Source organism: Oxalobacteraceae bacterium OTU3CINTB1 (assembly GCA_024123955.1).
Classification (GTDB): Bacteria; Pseudomonadota; Gammaproteobacteria; order Burkholderiales; family Burkholderiaceae_D; genus Rugamonas.
The window spans coordinates 2,023,422-2,048,848 of sequence record CP099652.1; the positions used below are offsets into that span (position 1 = coordinate 2,023,422).

The following is a 25,427-nucleotide window of genomic DNA, read 5'->3' on the forward strand; positions in this document are numbered from 1 at the left end:
ATGACCCGTCCCAAATTCCTACCCGATAACTTTACCTTGGCGATGATCGTGACGATCGTCGCGGCCAGCCTGTTCCCGTGCACCGGCCAGGGCGCCGTCATCTTCAACGGCATCACCCATGCGGCGGTCAGCCTGCTGTTCTTCCTGCACGGGGCCAAGCTGTCGCGCGAGGCGGTGGTGGCCGGCATCACGCACTGGCGGTTGCATCTGCTGGTGTTGCTGTGTACGTTCGCGCTGTTCCCCTTGCTGGGATTCGCCCTCAAGCCGCTGCTGATGCCGCTGGTGACGCCGGACCTGTATCTGGGCATCCTGTTCCTGTGCATGCTGCCGTCGACAGTGCAATCGTCGATCGCCTTTACAGCGGCCGCGCGCGGCAATGTGCCGGCGGCGATATGCAGCGCGTCGGCGTCGAATTTGATCGGGATTTTCCTGACGCCGTTGATGGTCGGGTTGCTGACGGCGGCGCAGATGCAGGGTGGTTCGCCGTGGGAATCGGCGTTGCAGATCGCCTTGCAGCTGCTGTTGCCGTTTATCGCCGGGCAGGTCGCGCGGCGATGGATCGGCGCCTGGGTCGAGCGCAACAAGCCGCTGACGCGGATGGTCGATCAGGGCTCGATTCTGCTGGTGGTCTACACCGCGTTCAGCGAGGCGGTCGGGCAGGGGCTGTGGCACCAGCTGTCATGGGCGTCGCTGGGCGGGCTGATGTTGATTGACGTGGTGTTGCTGGGATCGGTGATGCTGATCGCCGCGCAGTTGGCCCGGCGTCTGGGATTCAGTCGCGAGGACCGGATCGCGATCGTGTTTTGCGGTTCGAAGAAGAGTTTGGCCAGCGGCGTGCCCATGGCCAAGGTGTTGTTCGCCGGCGGCGCGCTGGGCGCGGTGGTGTTGCCGTTGATGCTGTTCCATCAATTGCAATTGATGGTGTGCGCGGTGCTGGCGCAGAGATATGCCAGGGAGCCGGAAGTAAAGTAGGCTCCAACCCGCAAAGCCGGGCGGGGTCTGACCCCTTGGGGTCAGACCCCAGCACTGGGGTGCGGGTTTGACTAGTGCTTAACGTCGCTCGCCGGTATCAATGCCGCGACCGGCTCGTCACTGGCGAACAACTGCGCGCAATCGACCTTGTCGTAATCGTAATGCTGCCCGCAGAAATCGCAATTCACGCCAACGTGACCCTGTTCTTCCAGCACGCTGTCAACCTCCTCGCGCCCCAGCATCTTCAACATGTTGCCGACTTTTTCGCGCGTGCAGGTGCAATGGAACGACGGGCTCAACGGATCGAACACCCGAATCGTCTCTTCCCAGAACAAGCGCTGCATCAACACATCCACGGTCGTTTCCAGCAACTCCTGCTCCTTCAACGTCGAGCCCAGGATCACCGCCCGGTTCCACGTCTCCAGCGCATCTTCTTGCGTCAGCGGCTCGGCGCCGGCTTTGCCGCCATGGTCCGGCAGCTTTTGCAGCAGCAGCCCGCGCGAGACATTATCGTCGGCCGCCAGCCACAGCTTGGTATCCAGCTGTTCCGAGCGCAGCATGTAGTTTTCAATGACGGTCGCCACATCGTCGCCGTCCAGCGGCACGATGCCCTGGTACGGCTGCTGGCCCGGTACCTTGTCGGCCGGATCGAGCGTGATGATGAAGCGGCCCTTGCCGTTGGCGTTCAGCATAGCCGGCAACGTCGCGTCGTCGGCGATGACGGCGCCCTCGGCCAGCTTGGCGGTGGCGCGCAGACGCAGGTCGGCATCGCACTCGACCACCAGCAACTGCACCGGACCGTCGCCGTGGATTTGCATGATGATCGAGCCGTTGAATTTCAGGTTGGCCGACAGCAGCGCTCCGGCGGCGACCATCTGGCCCAACAGCTTCTTGACCGCAGGCGGGTAGTCGTGGCGCGACAACACCTCTCGCCACGTGGCCGAAATGTCGATGAACTCGCCGCGCACGGCGGCGTTCTCGAAGATGAATTTCTGCAGGACATCCGTAGTCAGGGTAATACTCATGTTTTATCCAATCTTTTTGAGTTGCGTCTTGAACAGCTGGCCGCGTTGCACATAGCTGTCGGCGCTGGCGAGCAGGCGCGCGGTATCCTCGGCGGTCAAGGTGCGCACGGCCTTGGCCGGCGAGCCGATGATCAGCGAATTGTCCGGAAATTCCTTGCCCTCGGTGACCAGCGCGCCGGCTCCGACCAGGCAACCGGCGCCAATCTTCGCGCCGTTCAGAATCACCGCCTGGATGCCGATCAGGGCGCCGTCGCCGATGGTGCAGCCGTGCAGCATGGCTTGGTGGCCGATGGTCACGTTCTTGCCCACGGTCAGCGGGTAGCCCATGTCCGTATGCATCACGGTGCCTTCCTGGACGTTGCTGTTCTCGCCGATGGTGATGCGTTCGTTATCGCCGCGCAAGGTCGCGCCAAACCACACCGAGGTGTTGGCCTTCAACGTGACTTTGCCCACCAGGGTCGCGCTGTCGGCGACAAATGACGATGCATCGATCTCTGGCGCGTGTTCGCCCAGTTGATAAATAGACATTGGAAACCTTCGGTTGAATGATGGGAACGGCGGGATGGCGCTATTTTACGCTTGCACCACCAGCGAACGGTCGTGCTATTATTTTGCTTTGCGGCCAGCAATGTACCGATATTGCGCCGACTCCGCCGTTTTCAAGCTGCCTGAGACAAGGACCAGAACCATGACGCTGACACCATCCCGCTCCGAATTCCTGACCATACGCGGTTTGCGCTGCCATTTGCATCACTGGGGCAGGGAAGGCGCGCCCAAGATCTTCATGCTGCACGGCTGGATGGACGTCGGCGCCTCGTTCCAGTTCGTCGTCGACGCCTTGAAGGGCGACTGGCACGTAATCGCGCCGGACTGGCGCGGCTTCGGCCTGTCCGACCGCAGCGGCGACGACACGTATTGGTTCCCCGACTATCTGGCCGACCTGGACGCGATCCTGCGCCATTATTCGCCGGACAAGGCGGTCGACATCGTCGGCCACAGCATGGGCGGCAACATTCTCGGCCTGTACGCTGGCGCGCGGCCGGAGCGCATCCGCAAGCTGGTCAATCTGGAGGGCGCCGGCCTGCGCGCCGCCAAGCCCGAGCAGGCGCCCGGCCGCTATGCCAAGTGGATGGATGGCCTGCTGGAAAAGCCGGAGCTGCGCACCTACCCGTCGCAACAGGCGGTGGCGGCGCGCTTGCAGAAGACCAATCCGCGCCTGAGCGACGAGCGCGCCGCTTTCCTGTCGCAGCACTGGTCTGCGCAGAACGAGCAGGGCGAGTGGGAAATCCTCGGCGACCCCGTACACAAGCAACAAGGCCCGCTGCCGTACAACGTCGACGAGGTGATGGCCTGCTGGAAGGCTATTACCGCACCGGTGCTGTGGGTCGAAGCCGATCAGACCAATATGTGGGACTGGCTCGGCTCGAAGCCGGGTGGGCAGGTCGAGCTGGAGCGCCGCCTCAGCTTTTTGCGCGACGTCACCCGCAAGATGGTGCACGATGCAGGCCATATGCTGCACCACGACCAGCCGGTCGAGCTTGCGGGGTACATCGAGGAATTCTTGACCACATGATCGGTAGTGCTTGCAAGCACATTGGTTCTTTGGCATGATTGACCGCATGAACCCGCATAACACCACCGTCACGAACCACCGCCACGTCGCCCCAGACGCTGGCCTGGCCGCGTTTGCCGGTTGCGGTCAGTCTTTCTCCATTATTCGAATTATTCAGGGTCGCTGAGCTGCGGCTGCGCCGGTGCTCGGCGCCCCAGTCCCAGCGCTTCCCCGCGCGCGGGCCGTGCCCGCGTCTTCCCCTGAATAGTTTAATGGAGCACCCAATGACGACATCCCACCCGTATCCCTCGCTGGCCCAGATCCGCGACACCGCCGCACGCCTGCACGGCAAAGTTCTGCATACGCCCGTCTGGCGCTGGCAAACCGGCGTCATCGAAGAACAATTCCCCTCCACCGAAGTCTGGCTCAAGCTGGAATTGTTTCAGAAAACCGGCACCTTCAAGCTGCGCGGCGCGCTCAATTGCATCGAGGCGCTGGACGCGGCGGCGCGTCAGCGCGGCGTGGTCGCCGTCAGCGCCGGCAACCATGCGATCGCCGTGTCGTACACGGCGCGGCTGGCCGGATGCAGCGCCAAGGTCGTCATGCCGGCCCACGCCAGCCCGGCGCGCATCGCTGCCTGCCGCGAGTTCGGCGCCGAAGTGCTGCTGATGCCGGACGTACACCAGGCGTTCGCGCGTGGACGCGAGATCGCGCGCGACGAGGGCCGCACCATGCTGCATCCCTACGACGGCGCGCTGACCGCTCAAGGCACCGGCACGGTCGGACTGGAACTGATGGCGCAGGTGCCCGATCTGGACGCAGTGGTGGTCCCGGTCGGTGGCGGCGGCTTGTGCGCCGGCATCGCCGCCGCAGTCAAGCAACTCAATCCGCGCTGCGCCGTCTACGGCGTCGAACCGTTCGGCGCCGACGCGTTGTACCGCAGCTTTGCCTCGGGCACGCCGGAGACCCTGGAACGGGTCGATACCGTCGCCGACAGCCTGGGCGCGCCGTATGCGATGGAATACAGCTTCAACGTCTGCCGCCGCTTCGTCGATGAGGTGGTGCGGGTTGACGACGACCAGATCTGCGAGGCTATGCTGTATCTGTTCCGCGACGCCAAGCTGGTGGCCGAGCCGGCGGCGGCGGTGGCGACGGCCGCGTTGTTCGGCCCGCTGCGCGAGCGGCTTGAGGGCAAGCGCGTGGCCTTGCTGGTGTGCGGATCGAATATCGATCCCGCGCGTTTTGCGCAGCTGCTATGCAGGGGCGCGCGCATCCGCGATACAATGACAGCATGTTAAAAGTCGATCTGCACTGCCATTCCAATGTCTCCGACGGCGTTCTCGCACCCGCCGCCGTGGCCGCCCACGCGCGCAAGGCCGGCGTCGACGTCTGGGCGCTGACCGACCACGACGAAGTCGGCGGCATTCCCGCCGCGCGCGCCGCCGCGAAAGAGCAGGGGATGCAATTTGTCTCCGGCGTCGAGATTTCGATCACCTGGGCCAATGAAACGGTGCATATCGTCGGTCTGCGCATCGACGAGACCAACGCTGCGCTGCTCAACGGCCTGGCGTGCACGCGCTCGGGCCGCGACAACCGGGGCCGTGAAATCGCGCGCCAGCTCGAAGCGGCCGGCATCAAGGGCGCCTACGAGGGCGCGCTGACCTATGTCGGCAATCCCGACCTGATGTCGCGCACGCACTTTGCCCGCTATCTTGTGGAAATCGGCGCCTGCGCCAATATTCCGGACGTGTTCAAGAAATACCTGTCCGAGGGCAAACCGGGCTATGTGCCGCATTGCTGGGCCAGCCTGGCCGATTCGGTCGAGTGGATACGCGGGGCAGGGGGCATCGCCGTCATCGCCCATCCGGGTCGTTATCGCTTCAGCCAGCTGGCCCAGGGCCAGTTGTTCGACGAGTTCAAGCAATTGGGCGGGCAGGCGATCGAGGTCGTCACCGGCAGCCATACGCCGGACCAGTATCCGGTGTATGCGCAGTTGGCGAATAGTTACGGTTTTCTCGCCTCGCGCGGGACCGATTTCCATGCGCCGGGCGAATCGCGTGTCGATTTTGCGTTGTTGCCGCCATTGCCCGCCAATGTCAAACCTGTTTGGCACGATTGGTTTTAGGCCTCGCCGGTAAAACCTACCGCTGATTACCGGCGGTAATTAATATTGCCATCTTGATTTTGCGTAAAGCCGGTCATACCTTATGATCTGGGCAAACTTGTCCGTACCGGAGAACAACCAATGAAACGCATCGTCCTGTTTATCGCCACCAACCTCGCCGTCATGCTGGTGCTGTCCATCGTGCTGTCGCTGCTGGGCATCGGCCGTCCGGGCGCGGGCGGCAACCTCGAAATGGGCAGCTTGCTGGCGTTTTCGCTGGTGGTCGGCTTCACCGGCGCGATCTTCTCGCTGCTGATCAGCAAGCCGATGGCCAAATGGTCGACCGGCGCGCGCGTGATCGAGACGCCGTCGTCGTCGACCGAGCTGTGGCTGGTCAACACCGTCAAGGCGCTGTCCGAACGCGCCGGCATCGGCATGCCCGAGGTCGCGGTCTACGACGGCGAGCCGAACGCCTTCGCCACCGGCGCCTTCAAGAACTCGGCGATGGTGGCCGTGTCGACCGGTTTGCTGGAAAACATGAACCGCGACGAGGTCGAGGCCGTGCTCGGCCACGAGGTGGCCCACATCGCCAACGGCGACATGGTCACCATGACGCTGATCCAGGGCGTGGTCAACACCTTCGTGGTGTTCCTGGCGCGCGTGGTCGGCTTCTTCGTCGACAAGGTGTTGCTCAAGAACGATCGCCAGGGCACCGGCATCGGCTACATGGCCACCGTGTTCGTCTGCGAGCTGGTATTCGGCCTGGTCGCCTCGCTGATCGTGGCCTGGTTCTCGCGCCAGCGCGAATTCCGCGCCGACGCCGGCTCGGCCAAGCTGCTCGGCAGCAGCGTGCCGATGCAGCACGCGCTGGCCCGCCTGAACGGCATGGAGCCGGGCGCCTTGCCGCAATCGATCGCGGCGGCCGGCATCACCAACCGCGGCGGCTGGGGCGCGCTGTTCTCGACCCACCCGCCTTTCGAGCAGCGCATCGCCGCCTTGCGTAGCGTACAATCCTGATCTTATTAATAGCGGCCTCGGCCGGCTTTAGTCGGTCACGACTTCAGCCAAGCCGGGGCCCTGCCAACCAACCATGAGTCAATTCTTCCAGGTCCATCCCGTCAACCCGCAAGCGCGCCTGATCAAGCAGGCGGCGCAGATTATCGACGGCGGCGGCATCGTTGCCGTGCCGACCGATTCCTGCTACGCGCTGGTCTGCCACCTGGACGACAAGGGCGCCGTCGAGCGCCTTCGGCGCATCCGCGGCATCGACGAGAAGCACCATTTGACCCTGCTGTGCCGCGACCTGAGCGAGATCGGCGTCTACGCGCGCGTCGACAACCGCCAGTTCCGCCTGCTCAAGAGCGCCACGCCGGGGCCGTACACCTTCATCCTCGAGGCGACCAAGATCGTGCCGCGCCGGCTCAGCCATCCGTCCCGCAAGACCATCGGCCTGCGCGTGCCGGAGAACCCGATCGTGCTGGCGCTGCTGGAACAATTGCAGCAGCCGCTGCTGGGCACCACCCTGATCATGCCGGGCGAGCAGGACGCGCTCAACGACGCCGACACCATCTGTGAGCGGCTGGGCAAGCAGATCGAGCTGGTCATCGACGGTGGCGCCTGCAGCATGGAGCCGACCACCGTGATCGACCTGACCGGTCCCGACGCCGAGCTGGTACGCCAGGGCCGGGGCGACGCCGCCTTGTTCGGACTCTGATTCTCCCTTTGCGACAAGGCAAGTGCGCCGGCCTTCGACGGCGCCCAAGATCACTTAGCAGCCTCTGGTAGAATCCCTCCATCATGGATATAGATAGCATCGTCCAGACCATCACGGTCTACGCCATTCCAGTTCTTTTTGCGATTTCCCTGCACGAAGCGGCACACGGCTATGTCGCCCGCTACTTCGGCGATCCCACCGCCGCCGATCAAGGCCGCCTGAGCATCAACCCGATGCGTCATATCGACCCGTTCGGCACGGTGCTGCTGCCGCTGGTCCTGAGCCTGCTGACCCTGCCGGCGCTGGGCTACGCCAAACCGGTGCCGGTCGATTACAACCGCCTGCGCAATCCGAAAAAGCAGATGGCCATCGTGGCGGCCGCCGGTCCCGGCGCCAACTTCGTCATGGGGCTGGGCTGGATGGTGCTGTGGGTGGTGCTGACGTTCGTGTTCCATGCCGACCAGGACGACTTCTTCATCCTGATGGCCAAGGCCGGTATCGGCGTCAACTCCGCCATGTTCGTGTTCAACCTGATTCCGCTGCCGCCGCTCGACGGCGGGCGCATCGTCACCGGCATCCTGCCGATGCCGCTGGCGCGCAAGTACGCCCAGATCGAGCGCTACGGCGTCTACGTCTTCATCGGCCTGATCCTGATGATGCAGTTCGGCCTGCTGACCGGCTTCCTCATCAGCGGCATGCATCTGGTGCAGACTGTTTTCCATTTGCTGGTGAAACCGCTGATCTTCCTTTTGGCTTAAGCACACCATGTACCCCGATCGTGTCGTCTCCGGCATGCGTCCGACCGGCTCCATGCACCTGGGCCACTACCACGGCGCGCTGAAAAACTGGATCAAGCTGCAGGCCCAGCAGCCGTGCCTGTTCTTCGTGGCCGACTGGCACGCGCTGACCACGCACTACGACGACCCAAGCGTCATCGAGCGCAGCACCTGGGAGATGCTGATCGACTGGCTGGCAGCCGGCATCGATCCGTCGCAGACGACCTTGTTCATCCAGTCGCGCGTGCCGGAGCACGCCGAGCTGCACCTGCTGCTGTCGATGGCCACGCCGCTGGGCTGGCTGGAACGGGTGCCGACCTACAAGGACCAGATCGACAACCTGGCCAACAAGGACCTGGCCACCTACGGCTTCCTCGGCTACCCGCTGCTGCAAGCGGCCGATGTGCTGATCTACCGCGCCAGCCTGGTGCCGGTGGGCGACGACCAGGTGCCGCATATCGAGATGATGCGCGAGATTGCGCGACGTTTTAATCACTTGTACGGCAAGGAAAAAGGCTTCGAGGAAAAGGCGGAAAAGGCCGTCAAGAAGCTGGGCAGCAAGCGCGCCAAGCTGTACTTGGAACTGCGCACCGAGTACCAGCAGGACGGCAAGGACGAGGCGCTGGAGCAGGCCAAGGCCATGCTCGACGACGCCCAGAACCTGTCGCTTGGCGACCGCGAGCGCCTGTTCGGCTATCTGGAGGGCAGCCGCAAACTGATCCTGGTCGAGCCGCAGGCGCGCCTGACCGCCGCTTCGCGCCTGCCGGGCCTGGACGGACGCAAAATGTCCAAGAGCTACGGCAACGCCATCGCGCTGCGCGAGGACAAGGACTCGGTCGCCAGGAAGATCCGCACCATGCCGACTGATCCGGCCCGCGTGCGCCGCACCGATCCGGGCGACCCGGCCCGTTGCCCGGTCTGGCAATTCCACCAGGTGTATTCCGACTCGCCGACCCAGGCCTGGGTGCAGCGTGGCTGCATGTCGGCCGGTATCGGCTGCATCGAGTGCAAACAACCCGTTATCGACGCCATCGTCAAGGAACAGGAACCGATGCACGAGCGGGCCCAGCAATATCTGGACGACCCGTCGCTGGTGCGCGCCATCGTCGCCGACGGCAACGACGCCGCCCGCCGCCTGGCGCAGGACACCATGCGCGATGTGCGCGAGGCCATGGGCCTGGCCTACACGTAGCGCTGGAAACTTTGTAACCCTTCGTAAATTCCGGTAAAGACATCATGAGCGATAACATCTCTTGCTGGGTGCGGCGCTACGCCCCCCTGATCCCTGGTGGCGAGGTGCTGGATCTGGCCTGCGGCAACGGCCGCCATACCCGCCATCTGGCCTCGCTGGGCCACTCGGTGGTCGCGGTGGACCGCGATCCGGAGGCGCTGGCGCTGGCGGCCGGCCCCGACATCACCACGTCCAACATCGACCTGGAGGAGGCGGGCGCCGCGTGGCCATTCGGTCCCGCGCGATTTGCCGGCATTGTGGTCACAAACTACCTGCATCGCCCGCTAACGCCCGCGATGATCGCCAGCCTGGCGCCGGACGGCGTGTTGATCTACGAAACCTTCGCAGAGGGTAACGCGCAATTCGGCAAACCGTCGAACCCGGATTTCCTGCTCAAGCCGGGCGAACTGCTGGACTGGGCGCGCGACCACGGCCTGCGCGTGGTCGCGTTCGAGGATGGCGTGGTCGATGCGCCAAAAACTGCCATGGTGCAACGAATCTGCGCCGTGAAGCCTGATTTTCCGCGCGTGGCGGCCCTGTTGCCGCCATTTTGAAACCCGATTTGTCGCCCCGAATGCACCATAAGCGCGGCTCATCGTCTACAATCGTCGTTTTAATACTTTATGCAGTGGTTTCCTATGATTAAGGGCAGCATAGTAGCAATCGTCACTCCGATGCACCCGGACGGCAGTCTGGACTTCGAGGGCCTGAACCGCCTGATCGACTGGCACATCGCCGAAGGCACGGACAGCATCGTCATCGCCGGCACCACCGGCGAATCGGCCACCGTCAGTGTGGAAGAGCACTGCGCCCTGATCAAGGCGACGGTCGCCCACGCCAAAGGCCGGATCCCGATCATCGCCGGCGCCGGCGCCAATTCGACCGCCGAAGCGATCAAGCTGACCCGTTTCGCCAAGGAAGCGGGCGCCGACGCCACGCTGCAAGTGGTTCCCTACTACAACCGCCCGACCCAGGAAGGCATGTTCCAGCACTTCAAGGCCATCGCCGAAGCGGTGGACCTGCCGGTAATCCTGTACAACGTGCCGGGCCGCACCGTCGCCGACATGAGCAACGAGACCATCCTGCGTCTGGCGGCCGTGCCCGGCATCGTCGGCGTTAAGGATGCGACCGGCAACATCGGCCGCGGCTACGACTTGCTGCGCCTGGCGCCGAAGTCGTTTGCCGTCTACTCCGGCGACGATCCGACCGCGATGGCGCTGATCCTCGGCGGCGGCGCCGGCAATATCTCCGTCACCGCCAACGTCATGCCGCGCGCGATGGCCGAGATGTGCGCGGCCGCGCTGGCCGGCGACATCCCGAAGGCGGTGGCGTTGAACAATCAAATGTTCCCGCTGCACCAGAAGCTGTTCATCGAGCCGAACCCGGTGCCGGTCAAGTGGGCGTTGGCGGAAATGGGCAAGATGCCGGCTGGCATACGCCTGCCGCTGGTGCCGCTGGGCGCCGATTGCCACGACGCGGTACGCGCGGCCCTGCGAGAGGCCGGCGTACTGTAAAACCCCGGCAGGCATGCGCGCGCCCGCGATGTTGCACGGGCGCGGCGGCTGCCTGAGCAACAAGCCCCGACTCGATCGGATCATATTTTGCTGCACTCCAGCTTCTTATAACAGTAACGACATGACTATTCGCAAGACAGCTTCTATTTCCTCGCAGCGCGTGCTGGTACTGGGCGCATTGATGGCCAGTTTGACCGGTTGCGGCATGATCAGCTCCGTCATCGGCAACGACAAGGTGGACTACAAGTCCGCCAAAAAGGCCAGCACCCTGGACGTGCCGCCGGATCTGACGCAATTGCAGAAGGATAACCGCTACTCGCTGCCGGACTCGAACAACGGCGTCGCCACCGCCTCCGGCTACAACGCCGCCAAGGGCGCGGCCGCCGCCGCCGGTGTCGGTCCTGGCGTGGTCGTGCCGGGCCAGCCGCTCGCCGGCACCGTGGTGCCGACCAGCGTCAACGATATCAAGGTCGAGCGCGACGGCAACCAGCGCTGGCTGGTGATCAAGCAGACGCCGGAACAATTGTGGCCGCAGCTGAAGAAGTTCTGGGAGGATTCGGGCTTCACCCTGGCGCAGGAACTGCCGACCGCCGGCATCATGGAAACGGAATGGAACGAAAACCGCGCCAAGATTCCGCAGGATTTCATCCGTAACACCATCGGCAAGGTCTTCGATTCGGTCTATTCGAGCGGCGAGCGCGACAAGTTCCGCACCCGCATCGAGCGCCGCGCCGACGGCGCCAGCGAGATCTACATCAGCCATCGCGGCGCCCAGGAAGTAGTCACCGGCGCCCAGAAGGAAAGCACGATGTGGACCCCGCGTCCGAACGATCCGGGCCTGGAAGCCGAATTCTTGGCGCGCATGATGAACAAGCTGGGCAACGGCGGCGAAGACACCTCGCCGGCCAAGACCGCCGTCGAATCGGCCATCGTCCAACCGCAGCACGCGTCGCTGGTCGGCACCGGCGCCGACCGTGCCGTGCAGGTGGACGAGGGCTTCGACCGCGCCTGGCGCCGGGTCGGCCTGGCGCTCGACCGCGCCGGCTTCACCGTCGAGGACCGCGACCGTACCAGCGGCACCTACTTCGTCCGCTACATCGACGACGCGACCGAAACCAAAGGCTTCTTCAGCAAGCTGTTCAGCTGGGGTTCGTCGTCGGAAGCCGATAAGGAAGCGCAACGCTATCGCATCTCGGTCAAGGCGGGCGCGGGCAACAGCAGCACCGTCACCGTGATGAACAATGCCGGCAAACCGGAAACGGGCCCGGTCGGCGATAAGATCCTGAACCTGCTGCACGAGCAATTGAAATAAGCTGCGATGGCAGTGGCGGCGCCGGATTGGCGCCGCCGTCTGAATATCCCGGAGAATATCCGGGCATAAAAAAACCGGTGCCACGCGCCGGTTTTTTTATATCTGCGGATAAATGGAGATTTCCATTGGACGCCAAAGCTTCAGGCGAAAAAAAACCCGCCGGCGCCAAAAGCGCTGGCGGGTTCTTCCTTACTGATTACTTCGAAGCAGCAGGTGCCGAAGCAGCTGGAGCAGCAGCGTCAGCAGCAGGAGCGGCTGGAGCAGTTGCGTCAGCAGCAGGAGCGGCTGGAGCGGCAGCGTCAGCGGCTGGAGCAGCTGGAGCAGCAGCTGGAGCAGCTTCTGGAGCCACTACTGGTGCTGGGGTAACGGTGGTTTCTTCTTTTTTCGAGCAAGCGGTCAGAGCAGCAACGGCCAGCAGGGAAACGATCAGCAGGGATTTTTTCATGAATTTTCCTTAGTAAATACAAAATTGAACACAGTGTTGCGATTAATAATTACCGGTAATTATCGCTCATTAGGTCGTCTTCGAAGGCTTTTCGTACCTGACATGGTGCCTGCCAGACAACGGAAACTTCCTAACCGAATATTATAGCGATTTTTACTGCGTCGCAATAGGACAAAGAGCCGTTCTCACAACTATTTTGCGGTATCGCAACATTTCGCTTTCGACTTCAGTTTAGGGAAGCCGGCCACTACCGGAGTTCGCTTCGAACACCGCATTTTACCCCTAACCGCTCAGAGTCCTGTTGAGTTTGCAAACATTCCGGGTCCTGATTCGTCCCAAATTGTAAGGAAACGTTCCAAAGGGGTCTTTATATCGGTTGGACCATCGAAAACTGCTTCACCACGGAAATGGTCTGAATGGAAACGCCGGACGATATGGATCTCGTCGGCAATACAGAACGAGTCGGTTAGTTGCCACAGCGACTGACTGGTGCGCCGAATCTCAATCGCATGGCCGTAATCCTTAACCAAACGCAAGAAACGCGGGGCGTCCCGCTCGATCACGCGGCCGTCGTGGGCGACCAGTTGCAGGCGGCCGCCACCCTTTAAAAAGCGGCGCAGCACCGCATCGGTGGCGCTGCCGCCCAGGTTCCAGATGGCGAAATCGGGATCGAACAGCCGCAGCGTGTGCTCGGCGCGGGCCAGGCAGGTGTCCAACTGCTCGACAAACCCGCCTTTCGTCGTAAAGGTAACTATTTGCCTTTCCATCGCGCCTCCGCCTGATTGATCAGCCTAGTTCGATCCAGCCGTCCTGATACCACGTGTACAGCGCGTCCATCACATCGTCGGATGCCGTCGCCAGCTCGGCGCCGGTCAGCGCGCGGTTGTTGGCGAGTAATTCCAGCGCCACCTTGTCGGCGCGGCCGACGCCGAACGATTCGCCATTGATGAACACGTGCTTGCCGCGATACAGCATCTGCGTCTTGCGCGACAGCGACAACCCCTTTTTCGCCGCCGCCTCGCCGAACTTGCCGAACGTCAGCGGTTTGGCCGGTCCGGTGAAGAACACGTTGTGCTTGGGCTCGGACATATATTCGCCCAGGAAGATCGTCACGTCCTCTTCGGTGAAGCGGACCTTGTTGATTTCCTCGGTGATCGTATCCAGCATGTGGCGCGGGATCTCGGCCGGCTTGGCGGTCGCCTCCAGCTCCGGATCGGCGTAGCGGCCCGGCAGGTCGATCGAATCGGCCATGAATTGCAGGAACGCCTCGCCCAGCTCCTGGTAGGACGGCGAGCGGAAGCCGATCGAATAGGTCTGGCAATCGCCGATGGCCACGCCGTCGTGCGCGTAGTGCGGCGGCAGGTACAGCATGTCGCCCGGATTGAGGACGAACTCCTCGTTCGGCTTGAAGTTGGCCAGGATCTTGAGCGGCAGGCCCTCGACCAGGCTCAGGTCCTTCTGCGGGCCGATGCGCCAGCGGCGCTGTCCCTGCGCCTGCAGCAGGAACACGTCGTAGGAATCGAAGTGCGGACCGACGCCGCCGCCGTCGGTGGCGAAGCTGACCATCAGGTCGTCGAGGCGGGCATCGGGAATGAAGCGGAACTGGCGCAGTAGGTCGTCGGCCTTGGCGTCGAACAGGTTGACGCCCTGGACCAGCAGGGTCCATTCCTTTTGCGTCAGCGGCGGCAGGTTTTCCAGCGGGCCGTGCTGCATCGACCATTCGCCGTCGACGGCCGCGATCAGGCGCGATTCGGCGTGGTTGGTCGAGGCCAGCTTGGTCAGTGCATCCAGGCTCAGCAGTGGCTTGAAGCCGGGGATGGCGTTACGGATCAGGAGTGGCTTTTTGTGCCAGTAGTCGCGCAGAAACTGCGCCGGCGTGATGTCGCCGAGGAGCGGTAATTTTTTCATACCGCATTATAAACCCGCACCCCAATCAGAGGGGTCGGACCCGATGGGTCCGACCCCGGCGGTCCGCGCCGTGCGGGTTGACGTGTGCGTTCAGCGTGTGTGCAACCAACGCGCATGCAGCCAGCGCGCCAGATAATCGAGCGCGAACCCCAGCACGCCGATCAGCACGATCGCCGCCATCAGTTCGTTGTAAGCCAAGCGGTCGCGCGCATCGAGTATGAAATACCCCAATCCCGCCGACACCCCCAGCATCTCCGCCGGCACCAGCACGATCCAGATAATGCCGATCGCCAGCCGCACGCCGGTCAGGATATCGGCCGTGATCCCCGGCAGCACCACCCGCAGCACGGTCTCCGTCCTGGTGGCCGATAAACTGCGCGCCAGCAGCAGCCAGTTCGGATCGAGCCGCGCCACGCCGGTGGCGGTGTTGAGCAAAATCGGCCAGACGGCGGCGAACGCCAGCAAAAAATACACCGGCGCGTCGCCGACGCCGAGCGTCATCACCGCCAGCGGCATCCACGACAGCGGCGACACCATGCGCAGCAGCTGGAACAGCGGCATGGCCGCCGCCGCGAAGCGCCGCGAACTGCCGACCAACACCCCAAGCGGCACGCCGATCAGCACCGCCGCCCCCAGGCCGTAACCGACCCGGCGCAAACTGAGGCCGATGTCGCGCCAGATGTCCGGCCCTTGCAGCAGTTGCAGCAGCGCGCGACCGGCTTCCAGCGGCGCGAAGGCCGACGCGATCGGCGTATCCTTTTCCAGCGCGACCACGCCGGCGTGCCACAGCACCAGCGCGACCGCGAAACCGAGCAGCGGCGAGCCGACGCGATTCACCAGATTCCCCATCCGTCAGACCGCCAGCACTTCGCTGCGCAGCAGGTTGGCCGGCAGGCCGAACGCGCCCGGACCGCCGACGGCGGCAATCGCCTTGCGCACGAAGCGGTCGTCGATCAAATCACGCGCGACGAACGACGGCTCCAGCTTTTGCAGGAAACCGGTGTCGCCTTCCAGACGCGTGGTCTTGAGCGCCTTGACCATCTGCTCCGTGTACGACGCGAACGGGAAGGGCTGGAAGTCGATGCGGCGCTGGTTCCAGTCCTTGTGGACGATGACGCCGCGCTTTTCGTAGTCGGCGTAGTCGGTCACGGTCAGCACTTTCGACAGCACCTGCAGCGCGTGCGGCGTGTAGCGGTGCGCGTCGCCGTTCGACAGCAGGCGCGCGGTGTCGATCTGGTTCGAACGTGTCCACAGCTGCGCCTTGACGATGGCGTTGGTCACGCGCTGCGCCCATTCTGGACGGGCGGCGATGTCGCGCTCGGACAGGAAGGTGACGCAGCAAGCGTGGTTCTTCCAGACGTCGCCGGAGAAGCGCAGCACCTTGCCGACGCCGTTGGTTTCCGCCAGCGCGTTGAACGGCTCGGCGACGATGAAGCCGGCGATCGATTTGCTGGCCAGCGCAGAGACCATCTCCGCCGGCGCCAGCACCACCAGATTGACTTCCTTCGGCCCGATGGCGCCTTCGCGGCCCTTGGCCACCACCGACAGCCCGGCCTTGGACAGGATCTGCTGCAGCAGGATGTTGTGGATCGAGTACCAGAACGGAATCGCCACCGTGCGTCCGCCCAGGTCGGCGACGCTGTTGATCTCCTTGGCCACCGTCAGCGCCGAGCCGTTGACGTGGTTCCACGCCACCACCTTGGCCGGGAACTTGGCGCCGTAGCGCACCGACATGGTGGCCGGCGACAGCAGGTGGATCACATTGACCTGGCCGGAGACGAAGGCCTCGATGATCTGGGCCCAGCTGCGGAACAGGCGCGGCGTCTCGGCCTGCAAGCCCTCGGCCTCGAACAGCTTGCGCCCGTGCGCCACCAGCAGCGGGGTGGCGTCGGTGATCGGCAGGTAGCCGATCTTGACCGGCTGGTCGTCGCCTTTCGGGCCTTGCTGGGCCATGGCGTCGCCGGCGAATAGCATCGGCGCGGCGACGCTGGCGCTACCGAGCGCGGACACGCGCAGGAAGTCGCGGCGCGTCATGCCGCAGTCGCAATCGGAGGCGGCGCAGATATGGTAAGGGTTTGCGGTCATGGAGGGCTTTCGGATAGTTTTGGAATTGTCGTCAGATGGTCGATTCGGTCGGCGGCGCGGCAGGCGCACGAACGTCCTGCAGCGCGGCGAGGATGCGCAACCGCAGCGCGCCGATCGCCTCGGTGTCGGCCAGGCGTGGATGCGGCAGGTCGACCTGCCATTCGTGCACGATGCGGCCCGGCTGGCCGCCCATCAGCACGATGCGGTCGGCCACCAGGATCGCCTCGTCGATGTCGTGCGTGACCAGCAGCACGGCGCTGTGCCAGCGGTGGACCACGTCGACCAACAGCGTTTGCATCTCGGCGCGGGTGATGGCGTCGAGCGCGGAAAACGGTTCGTCGGCAAACAGCAGCTCCGGCTGGCGTGCCAGTGCCCGCGCCAGCGCGACGCGTTGCGCCATGCCGCCGGACAGCGCGTTCGGGTAGCGCTTTTCGCTGCCGGCCAAGCCGACGGCGTCGATCGCGTCCTGCACGCGTCGCGCGTGGGCGTCTTTGGAGATCTTCGGCTGGTGCGCGAAATCGAGACCGAAGCCGACGTTGGCGGCGACGTTCAGCCATGGCAGCAGGCTCGCTTGCTGGAACACCAGCGCGCTGCGCGGACTCGGTTCGGTCAGCGGCGCGCCAAGGAAGGCGACCTTGCCGCGCGATGGACGCTGCAGGCCGGCCAGCACGCGCAGCAAGGTTGATTTGCCGCAGCCGCTGCCGCCGAGCAGGCAGACGATTTCGCGCGGACGCACCGCCAGCGTGATGTCGTCGAAGGTATGGCCGGCGCCGGGGTAGGCGAAACCCAGTCCCTCGGCTTGCAGCGCCAGGCCGGCGCCGGCGCCGGCGCCGCTGCGGGCGGCGTGGTTCAACGCGGCGTCGTTCATTTGGTGGACGCCGCGTGCTTGTCCAGCGCCGCCTGCAGTTGCGTGATGCTCGGCGTGATCACCGGGATGAAGGCCGCTTCGCGCCAGCGCCGCGCAAAGCCGTCCTGTTCCTGTTCCAGATAAGCGTGGCCGCCCTTGGCGTGCAGTTCCAGCGTCAGGGCCTGCTGCACCAGATCGGCCAGCGCGATGCGCAGCTTGAAGAGCGTCGGCGCGTCGGCGACGAAGCGGCCGTCGGCCACGCCGTCGAGCAGGTGCTGCGTGTGCAGCGTGAGCGCGTCGCGCGCGGCGGCGATGCGCTCGCCGAGTTGGCCGCGTCCCTTGGCGCCGTTGTCGAGCGTGCGCGCCGCGTGATCCAGGCCCGCGCGCGCCAGGCCGATCGACATTCCGCACTGCATGCCCAAGAAGGCTGGCCGCACGCGCGGCAGCCATTCCGGCGCCTGCGACGAGATGATGTTCTCCGGCGGGACCGCCACGCCTTCGAGCCGCACGGCGGCGGTGTTACTGCCCCGCATGGCGATCAGCTGCAAATTGGCGCTGCGCTGCACACCGCCGGCGTCGCTGGCGAAAGCCACCACCGCCGCCGGCGCGCCGTTGACCGGCGCCACGGCGGCGGCGGCGACAAAGCGCTGCGGCCGCAGGTTGGTGATCCACGCCAGCTTGCCGTTCAGGGTCCAGTTGCCGCTTTCCTTGGCGGGGCTGGCGTCGATCTGCAGCGGCTCCATCCCCGACAGGAATTTCATCGCGTTCGACAGGCCGGTGGCGCCGGCCAGCGTGCCGGCCATCAGCTCCGGCAGCAGGCGTTCGCGCAGCGCCGCGTTGGGGCTTTGCAGCAGGTATTCGATGAAACTACGCTGGCCCCAATAGACAAAGGCCGCCGTCAGCGAATGGCGCGCCACCTCGGCGATGCCGTCGATGGCGTCGCGCACGTCGCCGCCGCTGCCGCCAAGATGCGATGGCACGCCCGCCAGAAAGCAGCCCTGCGCCGCCAGCGCCGGCATGACCTGGTCCGCCAGTTCTTCGGATTGGTCGAGGGAGTCCGCGTGCAGCGTCAGCCAGTCGTAGAGGCCCGTCATCCTTACACCGCGCCCGGCAGATACGGTTGCAGCTGCGGATTGACCGGCGTGCCGGCCAGGCTGTTGGCGAAGTTGCACAAGGTGGCCAGGCTGATGCCGAGCACCACCTCCAGCGCCTGCTGCTGGTTGTAGCCGGCGTCGATGAAGGCCTGCAGCGCCTCGTCGCCGACGGCGCCGCGTTGGGCGATGACGGCGGTGGCGAAGCGGGCCACCGCGTCCAGCTTGGCATCGCCGGTGGCGGCGCCGGTTTGCAGCGCGCGCACGCTGTCGGCGTTCTGGCCGGCTTTTTTCAGCGCGATGGCGCTGTGGCCGGCGATGCAGAAATCGCAGCCATGGATGCGCGCGGCGGTGATCTGCACCACTTCGCGCTCGGCCAGGGTCAGGCTGGCGCGCGAATTGATGCCGGAGACGGTCAGGTAGGTTTCCAGCGCCACCGGCGCGTTGGCCAGCACGCCGATCAGGTTGGGCAGGTAGCCGTTGTTGGCGATGGCTTTTTCGACGAAGGCGCGGCTATCGGCGGGGGCGGTATCGAGCGTGTGCAGGGTCAGACGGGACGTGGTGGCTTTTCCTAAATGTTGACGTCATATTATCAGGCGCGCGCGCGATCGCCGCCATGTCCAAAAGTCGCGGTTTTTTGTTCAAACGTCTTTTTTGTTCAACCAAGTTCATACGGCCGCGCGCAGCTGGCGGCGGTAGGCGCCCGGCTGCTCGCCGACGATGCGTTTGAAGGCGCGCGTGAACGCCGCGTTGGACTGGTAGCCCACGTGGGCGGCGGCCTGCTCGACCGAGTCGCCGGCGTTGAGGCGCTGGGTGGCCAGCCGCATGCGCAGGCGCAGCAGAAACTGCGCCGGCGTCACCCCGCCGGCGCCGGTGAAGTGCTTGCAGAAGGCGGCGCGCGACATGTGCGCGGCGTCGGCCATGCGGGCGATGCTCCAGTCGTCGCCCGGCGCGTCGAGCATGCGTTCGAGCAGCGCCATGAACTCACCGCGCTGGGCCAGCGCCAGCAGGCCGGCGCTCAGTGCCTCGCGCTCGCTGGCGTGGCGGATCAGGTAAAAGAACAGCAGTTCGACCAGGCGCGCGATCAGCGGCGAGGGCCGTTCGGGATCGCTGCCGTTGATCGATTCGGCCTGGATCATGTCGAACAGCGCCGCGCTGTGGCCCAGGGCGGCGTCGCCGCTGCGGCACACCAGGTATTCGGGGAAGGAACCAATCACCATCGGACTGAGGGCGCCGCTGAAGCGAAAAAAGCCGCAGGCCAGGCCGGCGCCGTCGATGCCGGCGGACTCGCCGCCGCCGTCGTCACCGGCCAGCGGCAGCATCGGCTGTTTCGCCACCGGGGCGGCGGGGTCCGGCGAAGGGCTGAGGAAGTGCGCCACGTCGCTCATCAGGAACACGCCGTCGCGCGCGTGCAGGCGCAGCGCCGGCTGGCCGTCGATGTGCAGGTAGCACGCGCCCTGCAGCACCAAGTGGAAGCTGGCCATGGCGCGGCCGGCGGTCGACACGCGCCACGGCCCGCAGTAGCGGCCCACGTGCAGCGCGGCGGCGTCGAGCTCGATGCTGCCGAGCAGCCATTGGGCGAGTTTGTCGGAGGTGGCTTGTCGCATGGACACCATTGTAGGGCTTGCGCCGTGCAAGCGACGGAACCGAATCACATATCGTTATGCGGATTGCGCATGCGCCGTCCGGAGCGGCGCGGTCCCGCGCACGATTAAAGGTATAATCTGCCTGCTCATAACAGAAAGGAAATTCCAATGAAGATTGCCAAGAACACGGTCGTGACTGTGAATTACAAACTGTCCGATGCACAGGACAATCTGATCGAAGACGGCCGTCAACCGATGGTCTACCTGCACGGTGGCTACGAGAACACGCTGCCAAAAATCGAAGAAGAACTGGACGGCAAGGAAGTCGGTTACTCGTCGATCATCCAGATCGAGCCGGAAGACGCTTTCGGCGACTACGACGCCGCGCTGGTGAAGGTCGAGCCGCGCAACCGCCTGCCGGAGCCGCTGGAAGTGGGCATGCAGTTCGAAGGCATGCCCGACGGCGACGACGCCGACGAAGCGATGATTTTCACCGTCACCGACATCGCCGACGACAAGGTCGTTTTGGACGGCAACCATCCGCTGGCCGGCATGGCGCTGCGCTTCTCGCTCAACGTCACCGAAGTGCGTGAAGCGTCGGACGAGGAAATCGCCCACGGCCACGTGCACGGCGCCCACGGCCACCACCACGGTGACGAGGACGACGAAGGCGAAGAGGGCGACCACGTCGCCATCCACCCGATCCACTAAGCTAGTCGATCAAGGCGTCGTCTCGGCGCCGCCGCCCTTGATGGTGAACAGGGCGGCGGCGTCGGGATTGACGCGCACCTCGGCCGATTCCGCGGCCACGCTCAGATGTCCCACGTTGCCGCGCCAATCGATGGCCGGTTCGGTCCTGCCGGCTGCGCCGTTTTGGGGCGGGGCCTGGATCTGGGTGTCCACCAGCAGCACCTTCCCCTTGAATTTACCGGCCAGCGTCTTGATTTGACGGCGCGGCTCGGCAAAGCCGTCCTGTTTCGACTCGAAGCGCGGCAGCAGCGGAAATCCTTCCTCCTCCTGCAAGCCGATGGCGCCGTCCGAGAACAGCACCAAGCCGTGCATCTTCTGGCGCGCGGCCAAGGTGAAGAGGCGGTGCAGCCACGCGCGGTTGGCGACCAGGCGGTCCTCGTACTCGCTGTTGCGGCCCGCCTCCGGACGATAATGGTTGTTGTTCGCCGGTAGATTGATGGTGGCGAACAGCACCTTGCCGTATTCCCAGTGCGCGTTCTCGGCGTAGCTGCGGAACTTGGCGGTGCTCGACAAGCGTGACAGCTGGATGCGCTGCGCCCCCAGCGACTCGGGCTCGCCGTAAAACAGTTCGCGCAGGCGGTTCAGGCGTTCGATCGCGTTCGAGCGGCCGGCCGAATTGAGGCAGGCGCTCCAGTCGCTGCCGGCCAGCGACACCACCACCGGCGTGCCCGCGTCGTCCAGGATCGCGTGGCGCGCGGCGTACAGCTTGTCGCTGCAAGGTTCCTTGTCGCCCTTGATGCCGGTGGCGACGATGAACGCAGGATTGGATTGCATGGCGGCGGCGATGGCGCGCTTGAGGGGCGCCTCGTCGCTGCCGTTTTTGAATGGATGGCCGATCACCGCGAACTGGAAGCCCTTGCCGGCTGGTGCCGCGCGCGCGCGCGCGTGCGCCGGCGCGAGCGCCACCGCGACGCTGAGCGCAACGGTCAGCGCAAGGGCGAGCCTGGACGCGGCGCGCGTCATGCCTGCGCGGTCTCCGTCAGGCGCTTGAGTTGGTGCTTAAGCTGATACAAGCGGTCCAGCGCCTCGCGCGGCGTCAGCGCGTCCGGGTCCAGATCGTCGAGCGCGTCGAGCAGCTCGCGCATGGCCGGTGTTGGATTGCCGCTGCCATTGCCGTCGGCGGACGGCGACGTTTCCATAGGCTCGTCGTTGGCGTCGGTGGAGGGCGCCGCGAACAAATCCAGTTGCGGCGTGGCGTCGAGCGCCTGCGCCTCCAGCCGCGCCAGATGCTTGCGCGCCGCCTTGATCACGGTCTGCGGCACGCCGGCCAGCTGCGCCACCTGCAAGCCGTAGCTCTGCGACGCCGGGCCGTCCTGCACCGCGTGCAGGAACACGATGCTGTCCTTGTGCTCGACGGCCGACAGGTGCACGTTGGCCGCCGTCGGGTGGCTCTCCGGCAGCTGCGTCAGTTCGAAGTAGTGGGTCGCGAACAGCGAGAAGCTGCGGCTGGTGTCGATCAGGTGGCGCGCGATGGCCCACGCCAGCGCCAGGCCGTCGAAGGTCGAGGTGCCGCGTCCCACTTCATCCATCAACACCAGCGAATGTTCGGTGGCGCCGTTGAGGATCGCCGCCGATTCGGTCATCTCCACCATGAAGGTCGAGCGGCCGCCGGCCAGATCGTCGGTGGCGCCGATGCGGGTGAAGATGCGGTCGATCGGGCCGATGGTGGCGCTGGTGGCGGGCACGTAGCTGCCGACGTAGGCCAGCAACGTGATGAGCGCCACCTGGCGCATGAAGGTCGATTTACCGCCCATGTTCGGCCCTGTGATCAGCAGCAGGCGGCGCTCGTCGACGAAGCGGCAATCGTTGGCGATGAAGCGTTCGATCTGGTTCTCCACCACCGGATGGCGGCCCTCGACGATGTTGATGCACGGGCCGTCGACCAGCTGTGGCGCGCACCAGTTGTGGCGCAGCGCGTGGTCGGTCAGCGACACCAGCGCGTCGAGCTGCGACAGCGCCTTCGAGATCGTCTGCAGGCAGCCGATGAACGGCGCCAGGTCGGCCAGCAGCTGATCGTAGAGCATCTTCTCGCGCGCCAGCGCCTTGTCCTGCGCCGACAGCGCCTTGTCCTCGAACGCCTTCAGTTCCGGCGTGATGTAACGCTCGGCGTTCTTCAGCGTCTGGCGGCGGCGGTAATCGTCCGGCACCTTGGTGGTCTGGCCGTGCGTGACCTCGATGTAGAAGCCGTGCACCTTGTTGTATTCCACCCGCAGGTTGGCGATGCCGGTACGGGCGCGCTCGCGCGTCTCCAGGTCGACCAGGAACTGGCCGGCGTTCTCCGACAGCGCGCGCAGCTCGTCGAGTTCCGCGTCGAAGCCGCGCGCGAACACGCCGCCGTCGCGCACCATGTTGGCCGGCTCCGGCGCCACCGCGCGCACCAGCAGGTCCAGGCATTCCTCGGGCGAGGACAGGTCGCTATGGATCGCGTTGAGCAGGCCGTTCGGATCGGTCAGCGCGCGCTGCAAGCCGTGGCGCAGCGCCGGCAGCTGCTTGACGCCGTCGCGCAGGCTGGCCAGGTCGCGCGGACGCGCCGACAGCAGCGCGATGCGCGTGGTGATGCGTTCGATGTCCGGCACCTGCGCCAGGGTGTGCGACAGGCCGCCGGTGGCGTCGGCCTGCGCCAGCGCGGCGATGGCTTCGTGGCGCGAGCGGGCGATGCGCTGGTCGCGGCGCGCGTGGTGCAGCCAATAGCGCAGCAGGCGCGAACCCATCGCCGTGCGGCAGTGGTCCAGCAGCGAGAACAGGGTAGGGGACTCCTGGCCGCGTATGGTCTCGGTCAGTTCCAGGTTGCGCCGCGTGGCCGCGTCCAGGCCGATAAACTCACTCTCGGTTTCGGTGCTCAGGCTGCGCACGTGCTGCAGGCCGCGACCCTGGGTCGACTGGGCGTAGCGCAGCAGCGCGCCGGCCGCGCCGAACGCCGCGCCCAAACCGTCGGCGCCGAAGCCGGTCAACGTCGCCACGCTCAGTTGATCGAGCAGCGACTTGTGGCCGGTGACGACATCGAAGTGCCAGTCCGGCACGCGGTTGACATGGCAGCTGACGGCTTCCTCGAACAGGTCGGCGTTATCGCCGCGCAGGATCTCGGCCGGCGCGATGCGCTCCAACTCCTGCTGCATGCGGGTGTTGACGGTGCGGCTGTCGCCGGAGAACTCCATCAGCTTGAGCGAACCGCTGGCCAGCGACAGCCACGCCAGGCCGGCAGTGCACACCTTGCGCTGGCTGATGATGCACATCGCCAGCAGCGGGCGCTCGGCCTTTTCCGGCAGCAGGTCGGCATCGGTCAGGGTACCCGGCGTGACCACCCGCATCACCTTGCGCTCGACCGGGCCTTTGCTGGTGGCCGGATCGCCGATTTGTTCGCAGATCGCGCACGACTCGCCGATCTTGACCAGCTTGGCCAGATAGCCTTCCAGCGAATGGAACGGCACGCCGCACATCTTGATCGGTTGTCCGCCCGACGAACCGCGCGCCGTCAGCGTGATGCCGAGCACGCGCGCCGCTTTTTCCGCGTCCGAGTGGAACAGCTCATAGAAATCGCCCATGCGGTAGAAGACCAGCATGTCCGGGTACTCGGCCTTGATGCTTAAATATTGCTGCATCATCGGCGTGATTTTTTCTGTGGGACTGTTCTGGACGGCGGCGGCGTTGATTTCGTTGGGGACGGTGGTCATTGGTTCTTTTTCGGCGGTGCGATGAGTCTGGTTTTGCCGGGGCGTAACGCCCGTGGCGCGTAACCCGACATTCTACCGCTTTCGGGGGCGTGCTGACGGTTTCGTACCACTGGCTGAACTACTGACTGCGTGCCTTGACAGTACCTATGCGTTGAGCAGGCGGCGACGAATCAGACCTTCGAGATCGCGGCGCGTGTGGGCGATCATATGGACGTACAGCATATTGTCATCCCTGCGCTCGACAATGATGCGGTTTTGGCCGGCCAGCAGTTGGCGGTGGTTCGTCAAATGCAGGTCCTCAAGTTCAGGAACCAGGGTGCCCTTGTGGGGCCACTCTTTGAGCGAGTTCACCTCGGTCAGGATTTCTCGCGTCACCTTTTTGACAAACGCGGGAGATTCGTTCAATTTCAAATGTTCGCGGATGTCCTGTAAATCATTCAGCGCGTATTGGGTCCAGATGATTTTCATTTTTTCAGGCTGTTGTCGTCGTCCTCGGCTTCAAAAAGAGCGACAACAGCATCGTGATCGATTACTTTTCCTTCCTCTATCTGTTTTCTGCCAAGGGCGAGGATGCGGAGCATCGCAATCTGGTCTTGGGTCGCTTGATAGCTGACGGGATCTTGAACCACTGCCTGAACTCTGCCATTGACGGTGATGGCGACCGCGTCACGCGTTTCCAGCACTTGCTTGACCACGTCACTGGTGTTTGTCTTCAGGTAACTAATCGGGTGAATGTTCGAGAAATTCATGAGCGCCTCACGTGTTGGTGGCACATTTTACCATTCACCCTAAATTAGGTACTTAATTTGGCTCATGACTTCGCGTTCGTCAAGGGCACCGCCCA

The 25,427-nt window shown here is 64.6% G+C and carries 27 protein-coding genes; 12 read left to right on the top strand and 15 right to left on the bottom strand.

Annotated elements, in window-relative coordinates; all coding sequences use genetic code 11:
* Nucleotides 1-972 (top strand): bile acid:sodium symporter, encoded by a 972-nt coding sequence (locus NHH73_08770; protein ID USX28360.1) that lies wholly within the window; start codon nt 1-3, stop codon nt 970-972.
* A gap of 71 nt (nt 973-1,043) precedes the next feature.
* Here the strand turns inward: NHH73_08770 and hslO are convergent, their stop codons facing one another.
* Both hslO and NHH73_08780 read right to left on the bottom strand, forming a co-directional pair.
* Entirely contained in the window at nt 1,044-1,997 is a 954-nt protein-coding gene (gene hslO, locus NHH73_08775; protein ID USX28361.1) for an Hsp33 family molecular chaperone HslO, read from the bottom strand.
* Nucleotides 1,998-2,000: 3 nt separating this feature from the next.
* The gene (locus tag NHH73_08780; protein USX28362.1) at nt 2,001-2,525 is read right to left on the bottom strand and encodes a gamma carbonic anhydrase family protein; all 525 of its coding nucleotides are present in this window, start codon (nt 2,523-2,525) and stop codon (nt 2,001-2,003) included.
* 160 nt (nt 2,526-2,685) lie between these two features.
* On the opposite strand from NHH73_08780, the gene NHH73_08785 reads away from it, so the two are divergent.
* The 10 genes from NHH73_08785 (at nt 2,686) to bamC (ending at nt 12,200) form a co-directional block, all read left to right on the top strand.
* On the top strand, nt 2,686-3,570 hold the full coding sequence (locus NHH73_08785) for an alpha/beta hydrolase (GenBank protein ID USX28363.1): 885 nt from the start codon (nt 2,686-2,688) through the stop codon (nt 3,568-3,570).
* Between the two features lie 263 nt (nt 3,571-3,833).
* On the top strand, nt 3,834-4,847 hold the full coding sequence (locus NHH73_08790) for a threonine/serine dehydratase (GenBank protein ID USX28364.1): 1,014 nt from the start codon (nt 3,834-3,836) through the stop codon (nt 4,845-4,847).
* Nucleotides 4,841-5,674 carry a PHP domain-containing protein gene (locus NHH73_08795; protein USX28365.1) on the top strand — a complete coding sequence of 278 codons (834 nt, stop codon included), beginning with the start codon at nt 4,841-4,843 and terminating at the stop codon, nt 5,672-5,674. Before NHH73_08790 ends, NHH73_08795 begins: the two co-directional genes overlap by 7 nt.
* Before the next feature lie 120 nt (nt 5,675-5,794).
* Nucleotides 5,795-6,670 (top strand): protease HtpX, encoded by an 876-nt coding sequence (gene htpX, locus NHH73_08800; GenBank protein ID USX28366.1) that lies wholly within the window; start codon nt 5,795-5,797, stop codon nt 6,668-6,670.
* 73 nt (nt 6,671-6,743) lie between these two features.
* Nucleotides 6,744-7,367 carry an L-threonylcarbamoyladenylate synthase gene (locus tag NHH73_08805; protein USX28367.1) on the top strand — a complete coding sequence of 208 codons (624 nt, stop codon included), beginning with the start codon at nt 6,744-6,746 and terminating at the stop codon, nt 7,365-7,367.
* 80 nt (nt 7,368-7,447) lie between these two features.
* Nucleotides 7,448-8,125, top strand: coding sequence for a site-2 protease family protein (locus NHH73_08810; GenBank protein ID USX29589.1), 678 nt, complete (start codon nt 7,448-7,450; stop codon nt 8,123-8,125).
* A gap of 7 nt (nt 8,126-8,132) precedes the next feature.
* Nucleotides 8,133-9,335 carry a tryptophan--tRNA ligase gene (locus tag NHH73_08815; GenBank protein USX28368.1) on the top strand — a complete coding sequence of 401 codons (1,203 nt, stop codon included), beginning with the start codon at nt 8,133-8,135 and terminating at the stop codon, nt 9,333-9,335.
* Nucleotides 9,336-9,379: 44 nt separating this feature from the next.
* Nucleotides 9,380-9,928 (top strand): class I SAM-dependent methyltransferase, encoded by a 549-nt coding sequence (locus NHH73_08820; GenBank protein USX28369.1) that lies wholly within the window; start codon nt 9,380-9,382, stop codon nt 9,926-9,928.
* Between the two features lie 84 nt (nt 9,929-10,012).
* Nucleotides 10,013-10,888, top strand: coding sequence for a 4-hydroxy-tetrahydrodipicolinate synthase (gene dapA, locus NHH73_08825; GenBank protein USX28370.1), 876 nt, complete (start codon nt 10,013-10,015; stop codon nt 10,886-10,888).
* A 121-nt stretch (nt 10,889-11,009) separates the two neighbouring features.
* On the top strand, nt 11,010-12,200 hold the full coding sequence (gene bamC, locus NHH73_08830) for an outer membrane protein assembly factor BamC (protein ID USX28371.1): 1,191 nt from the start codon (nt 11,010-11,012) through the stop codon (nt 12,198-12,200).
* Between the two features lie 196 nt (nt 12,201-12,396).
* On the opposite strand, the gene NHH73_08835 is transcribed toward bamC, so the two are convergent.
* The 9 genes from NHH73_08835 to NHH73_08875 form a co-directional block, all read right to left on the bottom strand.
* Nucleotides 12,397-12,645 carry a hypothetical protein gene (locus tag NHH73_08835; GenBank protein ID USX28372.1) on the bottom strand — a complete coding sequence of 83 codons (249 nt, stop codon included), beginning with the start codon at nt 12,643-12,645 and terminating at the stop codon, nt 12,397-12,399.
* Between the two features lie 290 nt (nt 12,646-12,935).
* Complete coding sequence (locus tag NHH73_08840) at nt 12,936-13,412, bottom strand: hypothetical protein (GenBank protein ID USX28373.1); 477 nt, start codon at nt 13,410-13,412, stop codon at nt 12,936-12,938.
* A gap of 19 nt (nt 13,413-13,431) precedes the next feature.
* Nucleotides 13,432-14,553 carry a cupin domain-containing protein gene (locus NHH73_08845; protein ID USX28374.1) on the bottom strand — a complete coding sequence of 374 codons (1,122 nt, stop codon included), beginning with the start codon at nt 14,551-14,553 and terminating at the stop codon, nt 13,432-13,434.
* 90 nt (nt 14,554-14,643) lie between these two features.
* The gene (locus NHH73_08850) at nt 14,644-15,402 is read right to left on the bottom strand and encodes an ABC transporter permease (protein USX28375.1); all 759 of its coding nucleotides are present in this window, start codon (nt 15,400-15,402) and stop codon (nt 14,644-14,646) included.
* Between the two features lie 3 nt (nt 15,403-15,405).
* A complete protein-coding gene (locus tag NHH73_08855; GenBank protein ID USX28376.1) occupies nt 15,406-16,638 on the bottom strand; it encodes an ABC transporter substrate-binding protein in 1,233 nt (410 codons plus the stop codon).
* Between the two features lie 31 nt (nt 16,639-16,669).
* Nucleotides 16,670-17,506: an ABC transporter ATP-binding protein gene (locus NHH73_08860; GenBank protein USX28377.1), complete on the bottom strand. Its 837-nt coding sequence runs from the start codon at nt 17,504-17,506 to the stop codon at nt 16,670-16,672.
* Nucleotides 17,503-18,579 carry an acyl-CoA/acyl-ACP dehydrogenase gene (locus tag NHH73_08865; protein USX28378.1) on the bottom strand — a complete coding sequence of 359 codons (1,077 nt, stop codon included), beginning with the start codon at nt 18,577-18,579 and terminating at the stop codon, nt 17,503-17,505. Before NHH73_08865 ends, NHH73_08860 begins: the two co-directional genes overlap by 4 nt.
* Before the next feature lie 2 nt (nt 18,580-18,581).
* Nucleotides 18,582-19,127 carry a carboxymuconolactone decarboxylase family protein gene (locus tag NHH73_08870; GenBank protein ID USX29590.1) on the bottom strand — a complete coding sequence of 182 codons (546 nt, stop codon included), beginning with the start codon at nt 19,125-19,127 and terminating at the stop codon, nt 18,582-18,584.
* A gap of 117 nt (nt 19,128-19,244) precedes the next feature.
* On the bottom strand, nt 19,245-20,183 hold the full coding sequence (locus NHH73_08875) for an AraC family transcriptional regulator (protein USX28379.1): 939 nt from the start codon (nt 20,181-20,183) through the stop codon (nt 19,245-19,247).
* 147 nt (nt 20,184-20,330) lie between these two features.
* Between NHH73_08875 and NHH73_08880 the strand changes: the two genes are divergently transcribed.
* Nucleotides 20,331-20,873: a peptidylprolyl isomerase gene (locus NHH73_08880; GenBank protein ID USX28380.1), complete on the top strand. Its 543-nt coding sequence runs from the start codon at nt 20,331-20,333 to the stop codon at nt 20,871-20,873.
* Nucleotides 20,874-20,882: 9 nt separating this feature from the next.
* Here the strand turns inward: NHH73_08880 and NHH73_08885 are convergent, their stop codons facing one another.
* From NHH73_08885 to NHH73_08900, 4 genes are all read right to left on the bottom strand, one after another.
* The gene (locus tag NHH73_08885; protein ID USX28381.1) at nt 20,883-21,875 is read right to left on the bottom strand and encodes a hypothetical protein; all 993 of its coding nucleotides are present in this window, start codon (nt 21,873-21,875) and stop codon (nt 20,883-20,885) included.
* The gene (gene mutS, locus NHH73_08890; GenBank protein USX28382.1) at nt 21,872-24,583 is read right to left on the bottom strand and encodes a DNA mismatch repair protein MutS; all 2,712 of its coding nucleotides are present in this window, start codon (nt 24,581-24,583) and stop codon (nt 21,872-21,874) included. Before mutS ends, NHH73_08885 begins: the two co-directional genes overlap by 4 nt.
* Nucleotides 24,584-24,727: 144 nt before the next feature.
* Nucleotides 24,728-25,051: a type II toxin-antitoxin system RelE/ParE family toxin gene (locus NHH73_08895; GenBank protein USX28383.1), complete on the bottom strand. Its 324-nt coding sequence runs from the start codon at nt 25,049-25,051 to the stop codon at nt 24,728-24,730.
* Nucleotides 25,048-25,332 carry a type II toxin-antitoxin system Phd/YefM family antitoxin gene (locus tag NHH73_08900; protein USX28384.1) on the bottom strand — a complete coding sequence of 95 codons (285 nt, stop codon included), beginning with the start codon at nt 25,330-25,332 and terminating at the stop codon, nt 25,048-25,050. The genes NHH73_08895 and NHH73_08900 overlap by 4 nt, the downstream gene beginning before the upstream one ends.
* Between the last annotated feature and the right edge of the window lie 95 nt (nt 25,333-25,427).

Excerpts from the sequence above, each read along its gene's own strand:
- NHH73_08770 (USX28360.1), top strand. The coding sequence starts at position 1 with ATGACCCGTCCCAAATTCCTACCCGATAACTTTACCTTGGCGATGATC.
- hslO (USX28361.1), bottom strand. The coding sequence starts at position 1,997 with ATGAGTATTACCCTGACTACGGATGTCCTGCAGAAATTCATCTTCGAG.
- NHH73_08780 (USX28362.1), bottom strand. The coding sequence starts at position 2,525 with ATGTCTATTTATCAACTGGGCGAACACGCGCCAGAGATCGATGCATCG.
- NHH73_08785 (USX28363.1), top strand. The coding sequence starts at position 2,686 with ATGACGCTGACACCATCCCGCTCCGAATTCCTGACCATACGCGGTTTG.
- NHH73_08790 (USX28364.1), top strand. The coding sequence starts at position 3,834 with ATGACGACATCCCACCCGTATCCCTCGCTGGCCCAGATCCGCGACACC.
- NHH73_08795 (USX28365.1), top strand. The coding sequence starts at position 4,841 with ATGTTAAAAGTCGATCTGCACTGCCATTCCAATGTCTCCGACGGCGTT.
- htpX (USX28366.1), top strand. The coding sequence starts at position 5,795 with ATGAAACGCATCGTCCTGTTTATCGCCACCAACCTCGCCGTCATGCTG.
- NHH73_08805 (USX28367.1), top strand. The coding sequence starts at position 6,744 with ATGAGTCAATTCTTCCAGGTCCATCCCGTCAACCCGCAAGCGCGCCTG.
- NHH73_08815 (USX28368.1), top strand. The coding sequence starts at position 8,133 with ATGTACCCCGATCGTGTCGTCTCCGGCATGCGTCCGACCGGCTCCATG.
- NHH73_08820 (USX28369.1), top strand. The coding sequence starts at position 9,380 with ATGAGCGATAACATCTCTTGCTGGGTGCGGCGCTACGCCCCCCTGATC.
- dapA (USX28370.1), top strand. The coding sequence starts at position 10,013 with ATGATTAAGGGCAGCATAGTAGCAATCGTCACTCCGATGCACCCGGAC.
- bamC (USX28371.1), top strand. The coding sequence starts at position 11,010 with ATGACTATTCGCAAGACAGCTTCTATTTCCTCGCAGCGCGTGCTGGTA.
- NHH73_08835 (USX28372.1), bottom strand. The coding sequence starts at position 12,645 with ATGAAAAAATCCCTGCTGATCGTTTCCCTGCTGGCCGTTGCTGCTCTG.
- NHH73_08840 (USX28373.1), bottom strand. The coding sequence starts at position 13,412 with ATGGAAAGGCAAATAGTTACCTTTACGACGAAAGGCGGGTTTGTCGAG.
- NHH73_08845 (USX28374.1), bottom strand. The coding sequence starts at position 14,553 with ATGAAAAAATTACCGCTCCTCGGCGACATCACGCCGGCGCAGTTTCTG.
- NHH73_08850 (USX28375.1), bottom strand. The coding sequence starts at position 15,402 with ATGGGGAATCTGGTGAATCGCGTCGGCTCGCCGCTGCTCGGTTTCGCG.
- NHH73_08855 (USX28376.1), bottom strand. The coding sequence starts at position 16,638 with ATGACCGCAAACCCTTACCATATCTGCGCCGCCTCCGATTGCGACTGC.
- NHH73_08860 (USX28377.1), bottom strand. The coding sequence starts at position 17,506 with ATGAACGACGCCGCGTTGAACCACGCCGCCCGCAGCGGCGCCGGCGCC.
- NHH73_08865 (USX28378.1), bottom strand. The coding sequence starts at position 18,579 with ATGACGGGCCTCTACGACTGGCTGACGCTGCACGCGGACTCCCTCGAC.
- NHH73_08875 (USX28379.1), bottom strand. The coding sequence starts at position 20,183 with ATGCGACAAGCCACCTCCGACAAACTCGCCCAATGGCTGCTCGGCAGC.
- NHH73_08880 (USX28380.1), top strand. The coding sequence starts at position 20,331 with ATGAAGATTGCCAAGAACACGGTCGTGACTGTGAATTACAAACTGTCC.
- NHH73_08885 (USX28381.1), bottom strand. The coding sequence starts at position 21,875 with ATGACGCGCGCCGCGTCCAGGCTCGCCCTTGCGCTGACCGTTGCGCTC.
- mutS (USX28382.1), bottom strand. The coding sequence starts at position 24,583 with ATGACCACCGTCCCCAACGAAATCAACGCCGCCGCCGTCCAGAACAGT.
- NHH73_08895 (USX28383.1), bottom strand. The coding sequence starts at position 25,051 with ATGAAAATCATCTGGACCCAATACGCGCTGAATGATTTACAGGACATC.
- NHH73_08900 (USX28384.1), bottom strand. The coding sequence starts at position 25,332 with ATGAATTTCTCGAACATTCACCCGATTAGTTACCTGAAGACAAACACC.